The sequence below is a fragment of the Xylophilus sp. Leaf220 genome, assembly GCF_001421705.1.
Taxonomy (GTDB): domain Bacteria; phylum Pseudomonadota; class Gammaproteobacteria; order Burkholderiales; family Burkholderiaceae_C; genus Xylophilus.
In genome coordinates, this window is sequence record NZ_LMKO01000001.1 from 465969 (window position 1) to 479091 (window position 13123).

At 63.4% G+C, this 13123-nt stretch carries 13 protein-coding genes; all 13 read left to right on the top strand.

Features of this window, described 5'->3' with window-relative positions; genetic code table 11:
* Positions 1–8 precede the first annotated feature (8 nt).
* The 13 genes from ASE76_RS02140 to tolA all read left to right on the top strand — a co-directional run bounded on the left by ASE76_RS02140 (position 9) and on the right by tolA (position 13057).
* Positions 9–4409 (top strand): pilus assembly protein, encoded by a 4401-nt coding sequence (locus ASE76_RS02140; RefSeq protein WP_055833989.1) that lies wholly within the window; start codon positions 9–11, stop codon positions 4407–4409.
* Positions 4409–4915 carry a type IV pilin protein gene (locus ASE76_RS02145; protein WP_055835497.1) on the top strand — a complete coding sequence of 169 codons (507 nt, stop codon included), beginning with the start codon at positions 4409–4411 and terminating at the stop codon, positions 4913–4915. The genes ASE76_RS02140 and ASE76_RS02145 overlap by 1 nt, the downstream gene beginning before the upstream one ends.
* Positions 4912–5520, top strand: a complete 609-nt coding sequence (locus ASE76_RS02150; RefSeq protein ID WP_055833992.1) for a GspH/FimT family pseudopilin — start codon at positions 4912–4914, stop codon at positions 5518–5520. The genes ASE76_RS02145 and ASE76_RS02150 overlap by 4 nt, the downstream gene beginning before the upstream one ends.
* Positions 5520–6215, top strand: a complete 696-nt coding sequence (locus ASE76_RS19840; RefSeq protein WP_082447854.1) for a RibD family protein — start codon at positions 5520–5522, stop codon at positions 6213–6215. Before ASE76_RS02150 ends, ASE76_RS19840 begins: the two co-directional genes overlap by 1 nt.
* A 69-nt stretch (positions 6216–6284) precedes the next feature.
* Positions 6285–7022 (top strand): riboflavin synthase, encoded by a 738-nt coding sequence (locus tag ASE76_RS02155; protein ID WP_082447855.1) that lies wholly within the window; start codon positions 6285–6287, stop codon positions 7020–7022.
* The gene (gene ribBA, locus ASE76_RS02160; RefSeq protein ID WP_055833995.1) at positions 7019–8137 is read left to right on the top strand and encodes a bifunctional 3,4-dihydroxy-2-butanone-4-phosphate synthase/GTP cyclohydrolase II; all 1119 of its coding nucleotides are present in this window, start codon (positions 7019–7021) and stop codon (positions 8135–8137) included. Before ASE76_RS02155 ends, ribBA begins: the two co-directional genes overlap by 4 nt.
* A 4-nt stretch (positions 8138–8141) precedes the next feature.
* Positions 8142–8606, top strand: coding sequence for a 6,7-dimethyl-8-ribityllumazine synthase (ribH, locus tag ASE76_RS02165; protein ID WP_055833998.1), 465 nt, complete (start codon positions 8142–8144; stop codon positions 8604–8606).
* Positions 8603–9175 carry a transcription antitermination factor NusB gene (gene nusB / locus ASE76_RS02170; protein ID WP_082447856.1) on the top strand — a complete coding sequence of 191 codons (573 nt, stop codon included), beginning with the start codon at positions 8603–8605 and terminating at the stop codon, positions 9173–9175. Before ribH ends, nusB begins: the two co-directional genes overlap by 4 nt.
* 8 nt (positions 9176–9183) lie before the next feature.
* Positions 9184–10368: a pyridoxal phosphate-dependent aminotransferase gene (locus ASE76_RS02175; RefSeq protein WP_055835503.1), complete on the top strand. Its 1185-nt coding sequence runs from the start codon at positions 9184–9186 to the stop codon at positions 10366–10368.
* 20 nt (positions 10369–10388) lie between these two features.
* Positions 10389–10808 (top strand): tol-pal system-associated acyl-CoA thioesterase, encoded by a 420-nt coding sequence (ybgC, locus tag ASE76_RS02180; RefSeq protein ID WP_055834001.1) that lies wholly within the window; start codon positions 10389–10391, stop codon positions 10806–10808.
* Positions 10805–11500 carry a protein TolQ gene (tolQ, locus tag ASE76_RS02185; RefSeq protein WP_055834004.1) on the top strand — a complete coding sequence of 232 codons (696 nt, stop codon included), beginning with the start codon at positions 10805–10807 and terminating at the stop codon, positions 11498–11500. Before ybgC ends, tolQ begins: the two co-directional genes overlap by 4 nt.
* A gap of 24 nt (positions 11501–11524) precedes the next feature.
* The gene (locus ASE76_RS02190; RefSeq protein ID WP_055834007.1) at positions 11525–11980 is read left to right on the top strand and encodes a biopolymer transporter ExbD; all 456 of its coding nucleotides are present in this window, start codon (positions 11525–11527) and stop codon (positions 11978–11980) included.
* 30 nt (positions 11981–12010) lie between these two features.
* A complete protein-coding gene (tolA, locus tag ASE76_RS02195) occupies positions 12011–13057 on the top strand; it encodes a cell envelope integrity protein TolA (protein WP_055835506.1) in 1047 nt (348 codons plus the stop codon).
* The last annotated feature ends 66 nt before the right edge of the window (positions 13058–13123 follow it).

A 13123-nucleotide genomic window follows, 5' to 3' on the forward strand; every position in this document is an offset into this window, starting at 1 on the left:
AGAACTCTATGCCATTCGCTTTCACTCGAAATCTCCCCTCCGTCCCGCTGCGGCATGTCCGCAAAGTCGCAGTTGGCGGTGCCGTTGCATCAGCCGCGGTTTTCTCGATATTGGTTATGGGGCAATCCGGCCCGCCAGCCATCAAAGCGATCACGCTATCGAGCGACCCGCTATACGCCACGAGCAGTGGAGACAAACCCACGCTGGCCATGGCGCTTTCGGTCGAATATCCCACCGTAGGTGCACAGTACATACGGGACGATTCCGGGAGCAACAGCGAAGATCCGACGTATGCCAATACCAAAGAATACTTGGGCTACTACGACGCTGAAAGCTGCTATGTATACAACGACGCCCCCGCGGAGACACCCGATACCGGGCTGACAAAGGCCGACTACAAACGTTTCGACCGCAGCGGCCCCGCCACGAGCAGGAAGTGCACCGACGCGTTCAGCGGCAATTTTCTCAACTGGGTAAGCAACTCGGCAATCGACATGTTGCGCCTGTCGCTGTCCGGCGGCGACCGCTACATCGACCGCACCGACTTGACCATCTTGCAACGTGCCGTGCTGCCCAACGGCGATCCCAACCATTTTTGGAACAGTTCGAACTTTCCCGCAAAACGCCTGCAGAAAGACGGCGGGGCCACCGGTACCTATTGGGGCGCAGTACCTGCTCGCATGATCACGGCTGCGAACGGCAACGACATTTGGGTTGCCAACACGCTGAACAGAATCTACTTCGGTACGGCGAAGACAGGAAACACCTCGGGCTCGGCGAGTAGCTACACCCTGTCAGCCACGTCTACGGCGTCTTTCGTCACCAATGCGTCCTACAGTACCCGGACCGGCGCCGTGACAGCCTTTGGAGCGCGCTCGGCCTGCGCGACCGAGAACAACGTTTGCAGTTTCACCGGCCGCAAGGAAGTGCTCTACGGCGCAACAGGCACGTCTTCCAGCAACGGCGGCTGGATGACCTATGTAGCGTACGACGATGTTCGGTGCGACAACACGCTCGGCGACCCGGCTCCCGGCACCGTCAAGAGCTGCTACATCCGCGATTACACCGGAACCGTTCCCGACAGTTCGGTCGGCTTGAACTCCGACGGCTTCTTTTTCGCACGGGTGCAGGTATGCGCGAGCGATACTGCCGGCACGCTCACGGATGTACGTGACTACGCCATGTGTATTCGGCAGCAGTCCGGAAAATTCAAACCCGTAGGCGCGATCCAGCGCTATAGCGACCAGCTGCGACTGGCTGCATTCGGGTACCTGATGGACCCTACCGCCAGCTACAACAACGGTCGCTATGGCGGCGTACTACGCGCACCGATGAAGTACGTGGGTCAAAGAACTTTCAACACGCTCGGTCAGGAAAATACACCGACGGGCGGCAATCCGGCAGCCGAGTGGGATGCGGTGACTGGAGTGTTCAAAGCCAATCCGGACAACGATACATCGCAGACAACGCCCATCAGCGGCGTGGTCAACTACCTCAATAAATTCGGTCGCACCGGACCTACCCCGGGGCGGTACAAGACATTCGATCCGATCGGCGAGCTGTATTACGAAACGCTTCGCTACATGCAAGGCATGGATCCGAGCGCTGATGCGGTGAACAACCTCACCACTGCGATGTACGACGGCTTTCCGGTATTCACGAACTGGTCAGGACTCGACCCTTTCAAAGACCACAGCCCGACCGGCGACTATGCCTGCCTCAAAAGCAACATCGTGGTGATCGGAGATGTCAACACGCACGACGGCACGCGGTTTCCCGCTGCAAGTCCCAGCAACAATATTCCCGATATCGGCTATTGGACCGGGATCGTGCAAGCTTTCGAGAAAAACCAGTCCTCGGTATATGTCGATGGTCAGGGTGCCAACCGCACCACGGGCAATCCCAATACCGCGAACAACGATGTACCCAACAGCAGCCAGGGCCGCGCCATCATGGGAACCGCCTACTGGGCGCATACCCACGATATTCGCGGCGCGGACTGGAGTGTGGCCGCGAAACGCCGTCCCGGACTTCGCGTGAAAACTTATACCTTCGACGTGAACGAGTACGGAAACTCGACGAGCACCTATTACCGGCGCAATCAAAACCAACTTTTCATGGCCGCCAAATACGGCGGTTTTGAAGCAGATCCGTCAAACCCCGGCAGCCGCCCATTCAATGTGGTCGGTAATCCTTTCAAAGACAAGAGCGGCAACAACAACAACGATGTGTGGCAGAAACGCGATGCGGCTGGCGAAGCCTCCAGTTTTTACCTGCAAAGCAGTGCGCGCGGTGTACTGAACGCGTTCGACGAAATTTTCAGCCGCTCCGCAACGGTGGCGCGAAGCATCGCCGGAAGTGCCGCGCAGGGGAGCAACCTAATCCAGTCCGGCAATGTCACCTACCAAGCGACGTTCAACACGGCCGACTGGAGCGGCGACCTGCTCGCCGTGCCGGTGTCTGTCGACACGAACAACAATGTGAGTATCAACACTGCAAATACTTGGGAAGCCGGTACTAAATTGACTGCACGCAGTACGGCCCGCAATATCGTGGTCGGTTTGCAGACACCCACCGCCACTGCTGCAGCTACCCCGTTCATATGGGCCAACTTGGAAGCTGCGCTGCAGACCAACTTGGCAAAGGAGACGCCTACTTCGACCGCGGATTCCGCAGCGGTGGCGCAAGACCGGCTGAACTATCTGCGAGGCGATCGAAGCAAGGAGGGCAATCCTTTCCGGGTTCGCAACAAGCTGTTGGGCGACATCATCAACTCGGGTGTCAGCTATCTCGGAGCACCCACCACCACCATTTCCGACGCAGGCTATGCGACGTTCTACCAGAACAACAAGGACCGCACCCCGACAGTGTTCGTCGGTGCCAACGACGGCATGCTGCATGCCTTCAATGCCACCGCCGACAGCACGGGAGGCAACGAAGTCTTTGCGTACATTCCCAGCTGGATGGGGCCTAAGCTCGCCGCATTGACCAGCAAGACGTATGTGAGCAGCCACCAGAGCTATGTGGACGGCAGCCAGGTAGTGGCCGAGGCGCGGACTGCCTCGACCGGTGCCGCCAGCGATTTCAAGACGGTGCTGGTGGGCGCAACGGGCGCAGGTGGACGTGGCGTCTATGCGCTGGATGTCACCAATCCGTCGACCTTCACCGCCTCGAACGTTCTTTGGGAATTCAAGGCATCGGACGACGCGGACATGGGCTACGTTGTAGGCAAACCTCAGATTTTGAAGCTGCGTACAAATCGGCTAGCGGATGCTACGCCCACTTTTAAATATTTTGCGGCGGTAGCGAGCGGGGTCAATAACTACGTCCCAGAAAATTCACGCTACAGTTCCACCGGCAAGCCGGCGCTGTTCCTTCTAGATCTGAGCAAACCTTACGGCACAGGATGGACGCTGGGTACGAACTACTTCAAGTTGAGTCTGCCCATCAATGCTGCCACGGCCGTGCTGAATGCGACGGGCCTGATCAATTTCCAAGCCGCACTCGGCACCAACGCGGAAGTGACCGATATATTCATGGGAGACCTCCATGGAAATATGTGGAAAGCGAACTTCTCTCTTCTTGCCGTGAACGGAACGTCGAGCTGGAGCCTGGAAACACTGTCCCCCTATAAAACCACTGCCACGACGCCGTATCCGCTCTACATTGCTAAAGATTCTCTGGGGAATATCCAGCCAATCACGGTCTCGCCCATTCTTGCGAGAAGCGAAAACGCGAAAGCGTTGTACGTAGCGTTCGGCACTGGGAAATACCTGGAGGTTTCAGATCGCACCAGCGTCGCTGTGAACTCGGTCTACGCAATTTACGACAGTTTGGAAGAGACTTCAGCCGATAGCTCGAACGCGGTCAGTTTGGTTTCCGATCGCTCGAGGTTGAAGGCAGGTACGGTCAATCAATCTGCCGGCACGGTGAGCGTAGACCCTTTTATTTGGGGCCGCGCCAGAACAAACCAAAGCAACACAGCGATACGGTCAGGATGGTATTTCGATCTACCTAGCTCTGGCGAACGGCAGGTCAGCAACAGCCTACTTGCCAATAATTTCCTCATTTTTGGGACGCTCATTCCTGGCGTTTCCGGGGGCGCCAACACTTGCGGCGCCGACGGCGGAAGTGGATACGAGTACGTCATCAATATAGACAAGGGGACCGGTTCGACCAAGGTGTCCACGGTAGGCATCATGGGGGCGCCTCTGGCGCTGGATGTGTCCTCTGCAGTCACTTACGATAGAAAGGACGCCACCGGGCGCCAGATCAAAACAGAACGCACGCAGGTCATCCAAAGTGGCTCGAAGGGCCAAGCGACTTCAACTATCGTCGAAACCAAACTGGTGGCTGGAAGATTGAGTTGGCGCCAGATCAACAATTATCAGGAACTCAAGGCGCAATGATGCAAAACAGATACCGACTTTTTTTGGGATCGGTAGGACGGCAACATGGGTTCACCTTGATCGAACTCATGATCGTCGTCGCCATCGTGGGGATCCTTGCAGCCATCGCGTACCCCTCGTATGTCGAATCCGTTCGCAAAGGACGCCGTGCGCAGGCCCGCACCGCATTGGCCGAACTGATGCAGCAACAGGAACGTTTCATGACCCAGCGCGGCACCTATGTCGCCTTCACCAATACGGCGGGCACAGTAAATCCTGCCGTTCCCTTTAAAACCTTCTCGGGCGATTCCCAAACCACCGCGGCGTTCTTGCTCTCTGCTCAAGCTTGTCCCGATGCACAAGGAAACAGTCTCGGCATGCGGGAGTGTGTACGGATCGTTGCGCGGCCTTCTGCTGCCAATCCTGATCCTCGGATCACCGAGTTGCGGCTAACCAGTACGGGCCAGCGCGATTGCCTTGATGGCTCCAACACCGTACAGAACAACTCGAGGATATGTTGGCCATGAGCACCACTAATTCTTTAGGCGGCAAGCATGAACTGCCAGCTTGGCGACGATCGGGCGGCTTTACGCTCATTGAGTTGATGGTGACCATCTCGATTGCCGCAGTTTTATTGGCTGTTGGTGTGCCCAGTTTTGTCGCGTTTCAGCGGAATTCCGAACTGAGCGGTGCAGCGAACAGCCTATTGAGCGCCATCAACGCAGTGCGTGGTGAAGCGATGAAGGAAAACACGAACTCTTTCATCGTTCCAAATTCCGGAGCATGGGAAAATGGCTGGACGCTGTTCGTAGATAACGATCTCGACAATACCAAAAGCGCCGGCGACCGCGTAATCGCTACTTACAACACTCCGCTGCCAAGTTATTTCGAGGTAGTGGGTAACGGGACCGCCTTCGAGTCCACTCCCTACATTTCCTTCAATGGTTCGGGCTATCCCCGCGCAACTGGCAGCACTCTTGCCGATCAGACCTTGACCATCCAGCGCAAAGACATCAGCGGTACGCAGCAACTGGAACAGACGCGCCGCATCAAGGTCTCCAAGACTGGTCGTGTCCGCGTGTGCAAACCTCTCAGTTCTTCTGATGCCGACTGCAGTAGTTCAGGCTCGTGATGGTCGCGGAACATGCAGAGCGTGCAGCAAGGACGGCTGATCGGATTCCCTATGTCCGCCTTAAGGTGGCCATTTCGTTAGACGGACATACCGCACTCCTTAATGGGTCCAGCAAATGGATTACCGGAGAACAAGCGCGGATGGACGGCCATGCATGGCGCGCGAAGGCGGATGCGATTGTCACCGGCATCGGTACCGTCTTGGCGGATGACCCGTTGCTAAACGTCCGTTTAGTGGGTCGTAAGGTTCAGCCCACCCTCGCAATTGTGGACAGCAAGCTTCGCACACCACCGAACGCGCGCTTGTTTGACGTTCCAGACCGTGAGGTACTGGTATACACAACTCAGGCAGCTGCCTTGCGTCGCCCTGCCCTCAAGCGCAACAACGCATGCATTGTTGCGCTACCTGAGCAAAACGGCCAGGTGAATTTGGCCGCTATGGTCGCAGATCTGACTCAAAGGGGTCTGAGCATTCTGCATGTCGAAGCAGGCAGCACGCTCAATGGTGCCTTCCTTAACAACGGCTTGGTAGACGAGTTGGTCATCTACGTAGGACCACAACTGCTAGGTCGTGGGTTGCCGCTAGCCCAATTGGAAAAATTGACAAGTTTGGATCACGCCACCCGTCTTGAATTCGTGTCTGCCGACATGGTGGGCGATGACATCCGGGTGGTGGCGCGCGTCGTCCGGCGGTAGCGCTAGATGGGCGACGGTCTGGTTGACCCTCGGGACCGACCCGGCCCCAATCCCTGCGAAAATATCCGGATGTTCACCGGAATCATCACTGGCGTGGGGCGCATCGGCGCCGTGGAAGACCTGGGCACTACAGTCCAGCAGCAATTCGGCAAGCGGCTCACGCTGGAGGCGCCGCCCGGCTACCTGGACGACGTAGGTCTCGGCGACAGCATCGCGCTCAACGGCGCGTGCATGACGGTCACCGGCTTCGATCCGGCCGCCGGCCGGTTCACCATCGACATCTCGGCCGAGTCGCTCGACAAGACTGCGGGCCTCGACGGCGTCGGCACGCCGATCAACCTCGAGAAGGCGCTGCGCGCGCACGACCGCCTCGGCGGCCACATCGTGTCGGGGCATGTGGACGGGATCGGCACGGTGCTGCGCTTCGCACCCGTCGGCGAAAGCTACGATCTGCAGATCGAGGCGCCGGCGTTTCTGGCGCGCTACCTGGCGTACAAGGGCTCGATCACGGTCAACGGGGTGAGCCTCACCGTCAACCGGGTGGACGACGTGGCCGGCGGTGCGGCCGTCGTGCATATCAACCTGATCCCGCACACGGTACAGAATACGGCGCTGCATGCGCTGCAGGCCGGCGGCGCGGTCAACCTCGAGATCGACACCGTGGCGCGCTATGTCGAGCGCATGCTGTCGATGGCCGCTTTGCCCTCCGCGGCAGCTCCTGCCACGGCGACGCGGGCACCTGCGGTTGCCGCCGACGCTCCTTCACATTCCCCTTCCCACCAGGCCCCGGGCCTGCCTTCCGCATGAGCGCCCTGACCCCCGTTTCCGTTTCGCCGGTCGAAGAGATCGTCGCCGAGCTGCGCGCCGGCCGCATCGTCATCCTGGTGGACGAGGAAGACCGCGAGAACGAGGGCGATCTCGTCATCGCGGCCGACCATGTCAGCGCCGAATCGATCAACTTCATGGCCCGCCATGCGCGCGGGCTGATCTGCCTGACCCTCTCGCGCGACATGTGTGAGCGGCTGCAGCTGCCGCCGATGGTGACGCGCAACGGCGGCAAGTATTCGACCGCGTTCACCGTGTCGATCGAGGCGGCCGAGGGCGTGACCACCGGCATCTCCGCCGCCGACCGGGCCCGCACGGTGCAGGCTGCGGTGGCGCGCGACGCGCAGGCCAGCGACCTGGTGCAGCCCGGGCACATCTTTCCGCTGCAGGCGGTCGACGGCGGCGTGCTGATGCGGGCCGGCCATACCGAGGCTGGCTGCGACCTGGCCGCGATGGCCGGCTGCAGCCCTGCATCGGTCATCTGCGAGGTGATGAACGACGACGGCACGATGGCGCGCCTGCCCGACCTGCAGATCTTCGCCGCGCAGCACGGCCTGAAGATCGGCACGATCGCCGACCTGATCGAGCACCGCAGCCGCCACGATTCGCTGGTCGAGAAGATCGGCAGCCGGACCCTCAATACCGCTGCCGGCCCGTTCACCGCCCATGCGTTCCGCGACAAGCCGAGCCGGGGCGTGCACCTGGCCCTGGTGCGCGGCGAGTGGGCGCCCGACGACGTGGTGCCGGCCCGGGTGCACGAGCCGCTGTCGGTGCTGGATGCGCTGGAGGTCGACCGCAACATGCACAGCTGGACGCTCGACGCCAGCCTGCGCCATGTGGCCGACGAAGGCAGGGGCGTGGTGGTGCTGCTGAACTGCGGCGAAGGCGCGGACGAGCTGCTCGCGCAATTCGAGGGCACCGCCCGCGCGGCCCAGGCGCCCGAGCGCGGCCGCATGGATCTGCGCACCTACGGCATCGGCGCGCAGATCCTGCGCGAATGCGGCGTGCGCCGGATGAATCTGCTCGGCGCGCCGCGCCGCATGCCCAGCATGACCGGCTACGGCCTGGAGTTGGTCGGCTATCTCCAGAAGGACTGAAAAAATGTTGGGTGCAGACAAAGGCCAGGGCGTGCGCGCCGACGGCCGCAAGCTTTCGATCGGCATCGTGCAGGCCCGCTTCAACGCCGGCATCACCGATGCCCTGGCCGCCGCCTGCCGCGCAGAACTGATAGCGCTGGGCGTGGCCGACAAGAACATCGAGCACGTCCTGGTGCCCGGCGCGCTCGAAGTGCCGCTGGCCCTGCAGGCGATGGCGGCGGCCGGCCGGCACGACGCGCTGGTCGCGCTCGGCTGCATCATCCGCGGCGAGACCTACCACTTCGAACTGGTGGCCAACGAATCGGGCGCGGGCGTGACCCGCGTGTCGCTGGACCACCGCCTGCCGATCGCCAATGCGATCCTCACCACCGAAAACCTCGAACAAGCCGTGGCGCGACAGACCGAAAAGGGTCGCGACGCGGCACAGGTCGCCGTCGAGATGGCGAACCTGCTGGACACCCTGACATGACCGAAGACAAAGAAATCCCCGCCGTCGAATCCCCTGCGGGCCCCGCCCCCGCGGCATCTGCCGCTCCGACGAAGAAGCCTGGCACCACCAGCACCGGCGCCCGCAAGGCTTCCGCCAAGCCGCCGCGCAGCCGCTCGCGCGAATTCGCGCTCCAGGCTCTCTACCAGTACCTGGTGGGCCACAACGAGCCCACCGCGATCGACCACTTCACCCGCGACCTGTCGGGCTTCCACAAGGCCGATGCGGTGCACTACGACGCCCTGCTGCACGGCTGCATCGCCGACGTGGACCTGCAGAACGGCCTGATCGAGCCCCTGCTCGACCGCAAGCTGACCGAACTGTCGCCGATCGAGCACGCGGTAATGTGGATCGGCGTCTACGAGTTCCGCAACTGCCTCGACGTGCCGTGGCGGGTGGTGATCAACGAGTGCATCGAACTGGCCAAGGAGTTCGGCGGCACCGACGGCCACAAGTACGTCAACGGCGTGCTGAACGGCCTCGCACCGTCCCTGCGCGCAGCCGAAGTCGCCGCCGACCGTTCGCGCAACGTCGGCACCGCCTCCGCATGAGCGGGCCGCTGCGGATCTCCCGTCGCGCCGAGAAGATCGAGCCCTTCTATGTGATGGAAGTGGCCAAGGCGGCGGTGGAGCGCGCCCGCGCGGTGGCCGACAGCGGGCAGCCGATGATCTTCCTCAACATCGGCGAGCCGGACTTCACCGCGCCGCCGCGGGTGCAGGAGGCCGCCGCCCGTGCGGTGCATGCCGGCACCACCCAGTACACCCCGGCGATGGGCCTGCCCGCGCTGCGGGAGCGCATCTCGCACTGGTACGCCGAGCGCTTCGGCATCATGGTGCCGGCGCGCCGGATCGCGGTGACGGCGGGCGCCTCGGCCGCCCTGCAGCTCGCCTGCCTGGCGCTGGTGGATGCCGGCGACGAGGTGCTGATGCCCGACCCCAGCTATCCGTGCAACCGGCATTTCGTGAGCGCCGCCGAAGGCACGGCGGTGATGGTGCCGACGACCGCGGCCGACCGTTTCCAGCTCAACGCCGCGCAGGTCGAAGCCGCCTGGACCGCACGTACCCGTGGCGTGCTGCTGGCCTCGCCCTCCAACCCCACCGGCACCTCGATCCACCCCGACGAGCTGCGGCGCATCCATGCCGCTGTGCGGGCCCGCGACGGCATCACCATCGTCGACGAGATCTACCTGGGCCTGAGCTACGACGCCACCTTCGGCCAGTCGGCCCTGGCGCTGGGCGACGACATCGTCAGCATCAACAGCTTCAGCAAGTACTTCCACATGACCGGTTGGCGGCTCGGCTGGCTGGTGGTGCCGGATGCGCTGGTGCCGGTGGTGGAGCGCTTGGCGCAGAACCTCTTCATCTGCGCCAGCACCGTCGCCCAGCATGCGGCGCTCGCCTGCTTCGAGCCCGACAGCATCGCCGAGTACGAACGCCGCCGGGCCGAATTCAAGGCGCGCCGCGATTTCTTCATCCCCGCGCTGGCCGCCGCCGGGCTGCCGGTGGCGGTGATGCCCGACGGCGCCTTCTACGCCTGGGCCGACTGCACCGACGCCTGCAAGCGCCTGGGCGTGGCCGACAGCTGGGAGCTGGCCTTCGCCCTGATGGACCGCGCGGGCATCGCCGTCACGCCGGGCCGCGACTTCGGCAGTGCCGGCACCGCGCAGCACATCCGCTTCTCCACCGCCAGCTCGATGGCGCATCTGCAGGAAGCGGCGGCGCGGCTGCAGGCGCTGCTGGCGTAGTTGCTGCACCGCGCATCGCCATGGCCTTCTCGTTTCCGATCCGGGTCTACTGGGAAGACACCGATGCCGGCGGCATCGTCTTCTACGCCAACTACCTGAAGTTCTTCGAGCGTGCCCGCACCGAATGGCTGCGCTCGCTCGGCCACGGCCAGCAGCGGCTGCGCGAGGCGACCGGCGGCATGTTCGTGGTGCTGGAAACGCAGGTGCGCTACCGGCAGCCGGCGCGTCTCGACGACGAACTCCTTGTAACAGCACGCCTGCAGGACAACCGCGGCGCGTCACTGACAATCGCCCAGCAAGCCTTCTGCACCACGGCGCCCGACCCCTCCGGTGCGCCGACGCTGCTGTGCGAAGGAACCATTCGCATCGGCTGGGTCGAAGCCTCTACACTGCGGCCCGCACGGATCCCGCCGCAACTCCTGGAAGTCCTCAAGAAATGAACCAACAAGACATGTCCATCCTGCACCTGGTACTCAATGCCAGCTGGGTGGTACAGGCCGTGATGCTGCTGCTGATGGGCGTCTCGATCGCCAGCTGGGCGGCGATCTTCCGCAAGTTCTTCGCGCTGCGCCGGATCAAGGCGCTCAACGAAGACTTCGAGCGCGAATTCTGGTCGGGTACCAGCCTCAACGACCTCTTCGCGGCCGCCGCGTCCAACGCCAAGAATGCCGGCCCGATGGAGCGCATCTTCGCGAGCGGCATGCGCGAGTACCAGAAGCTGCGCGAGCGCCGTGTGGCCGATCCCGGCACCCTGCTCGACGGCGCGCGCCGTGCGATGCGGGCCAGCTTCCAGCGCGAGATGGACATGGTCGAATCGAACATGTCCTTCATGGCCACGGTCGGCTCGGTCTCGCCCTACGTGGGCCTGTTCGGCACGGTCTGGGGGATCATGCATGCGTTCACCGGCCTGTCGGCCCTGGCGCAGGTCACGCTGAGCACGGTGGCCCCCGGCATCGCCGAGGCGCTGGTCGCCACGGCCATCGGCCTGTTCGCGGCGATTCCGGCCGTCGTCGCCTATAACCGCTTCTCCCGGGACATCGACCGGGTATCCATCCACCAGGAGACCTTCATCGAGGAGTTCTCCAACATCCTGCAGCGCAACCTCGGCGCGCAATCGGCGTCGGGCCACTGACACCGCGGCCCCCTAGGAGACACGATGCCCGACATGGCTTCCCGCGGCCGCGGTCGCCGCTCGATGAGCGAACCCAACATGCTGCCCTTCATCGACGTGATGCTGGTGCTGCTGATCATCTTCATGGTCACCGCGCCGCTCATCACGCCGAGCACCGTCGACCTTCCTTCGATCGGCAAGGCCAACAAGCAGCCCGACCGGGTGATCCAGATCGTGGTCGGCAAGGACGAGACCCTGCAGATCAAGACCGCCGATCGCACCGCCCCCACCACGATGCGCGACGTGGCCAATGCGGTGCGCCAGGCCGATGCCGCCGCCGCCAGCGCGACGCCGAATGCCGCGGCCGCCGGCAGTTCGACGAGCGCGGTGGTGATCAGCGCCGACCGCAGCGTGAAGTACGAGACGGTGGTGAAGGTGATGGACACGCTGCAGCGCGCGGGCGTCCAGCGTGTGGGCCTGTCGGTGCAGCTGGCGCCCTGAGCGGCCCCCGGCACCCGACCACATTCCATGCTGCACCCCTCCTCCGAACGCAACCCCTTCGCTCCGCCGGAACCCGACGGCACCCCGCGTGCCGTAGGCCTGGCGGTGCTGGCCCACCTGGCCCTGCTCGCCGCCCTCACCTGGGGCGTGCACTGGAAGACCGCGTCCGACAGCCCGGCGGTCGAGGCGGAACTGTGGTCGGCCGTGCCGAAACAGGCCGCACCGCGCGCGGTGGAGACGCCGGTCCCGCCCGCACCGCCGCCGGTCCCGCGCCCGCCGGCGCCCGAGCCACCACCCGCTCCTCCGCCACCGCCGCCCGCACCCGCTCCGACGCCGGCGCCGCCGCCCGACACCCGGGACGCCGACATCGCGATGCAGCGCCAGAAAGAACTGCGCGAGAAGGAGAAGGAGCGCCAGCTGCAACTGGAACAGGCCAGGCAGCAGAAGCTCAAGGAACAACAGCTGAAGGCCGAGAAGGACAAGGCGGAAAAGCTCGCCAAGGACAAGGAAGCCCGCGAGAAGCAGGCCCAGCTCGACAAGCAGAAGGAGCAGGAGCGGCTGCAGGAAGAGAAGCGCGAGAAGGCCGAGAAGGAAAAGGCCGACAAGGAAAAAGCCGAGAAGCTCGCCAAGGAAAAGGACGCCCGCGAAAAGCAGGCGCAGCAGGACAAGGCGAAGCAGGCCAAGGCCGAAGCGCAGGCCAACGCCCAGCGCGAAGCCGACCGCCAGGCGAACCTGAAGCGGATGCAGGGCATGGCGGGCGCCACCGGTGGCGCCACCGCGACCGGCTCCGACCTGCGCTCCTCCGGCCCCTCGGGCGGCTACGCAGGCCGGGTGGCGGCCAAGGTCAAGCCCAACATCGTCTTCGCCGACGACGGCCCGGGCAACCCGCGGGCCGAGGTCGAGGTGCGGGCCGCGCCCGACGGCACCATCGTCGGCCGCCGGCTCAGCAAGTCGAGCGGCAACCCGGCCTGGGACGATGCGGTGCTCAAGGCGATCGACAAGACCGACACGCTGCCGAAGGACATCGACGGCCGGGTGCCCTCCTCGCTGCTGCTGGTGTTCCGGCCGAAGGACTGATCCGCCGCCTTTTGCGAGCGGAAACGGGCTGTAGCCGGCGTCCGGCGCCGACATCCAGCTACTGTT

Bases quoted from the DNA above. Each gene is read 5' to 3' on its own strand.
- ASE76_RS02140 (WP_055833989.1), top strand. From the start codon at position 9: ATGCCATTCGCTTTCACTCGAAATCTCCCCTCCGTCCCGCTGCGGCAT.
- ASE76_RS02145 (WP_055835497.1), top strand. From the start codon at position 4,409: ATGCAAAACAGATACCGACTTTTTTTGGGATCGGTAGGACGGCAACAT.
- ASE76_RS02150 (WP_055833992.1), top strand. From the start codon at position 4,912: ATGAGCACCACTAATTCTTTAGGCGGCAAGCATGAACTGCCAGCTTGG.
- ASE76_RS19840 (WP_082447854.1), top strand. From the start codon at position 5,520: ATGGTCGCGGAACATGCAGAGCGTGCAGCAAGGACGGCTGATCGGATT.
- ASE76_RS02155 (WP_082447855.1), top strand. From the start codon at position 6,285: ATGTTCACCGGAATCATCACTGGCGTGGGGCGCATCGGCGCCGTGGAA.
- ribBA (WP_055833995.1), top strand. From the start codon at position 7,019: ATGAGCGCCCTGACCCCCGTTTCCGTTTCGCCGGTCGAAGAGATCGTC.
- ribH (WP_055833998.1), top strand. From the start codon at position 8,142: ATGTTGGGTGCAGACAAAGGCCAGGGCGTGCGCGCCGACGGCCGCAAG.
- nusB (WP_082447856.1), top strand. From the start codon at position 8,603: ATGACCGAAGACAAAGAAATCCCCGCCGTCGAATCCCCTGCGGGCCCC.
- ybgC (WP_055834001.1), top strand. From the start codon at position 10,389: ATGGCCTTCTCGTTTCCGATCCGGGTCTACTGGGAAGACACCGATGCC.
- tolQ (WP_055834004.1), top strand. From the start codon at position 10,805: ATGAACCAACAAGACATGTCCATCCTGCACCTGGTACTCAATGCCAGC.
- ASE76_RS02190 (WP_055834007.1), top strand. From the start codon at position 11,525: ATGCCCGACATGGCTTCCCGCGGCCGCGGTCGCCGCTCGATGAGCGAA.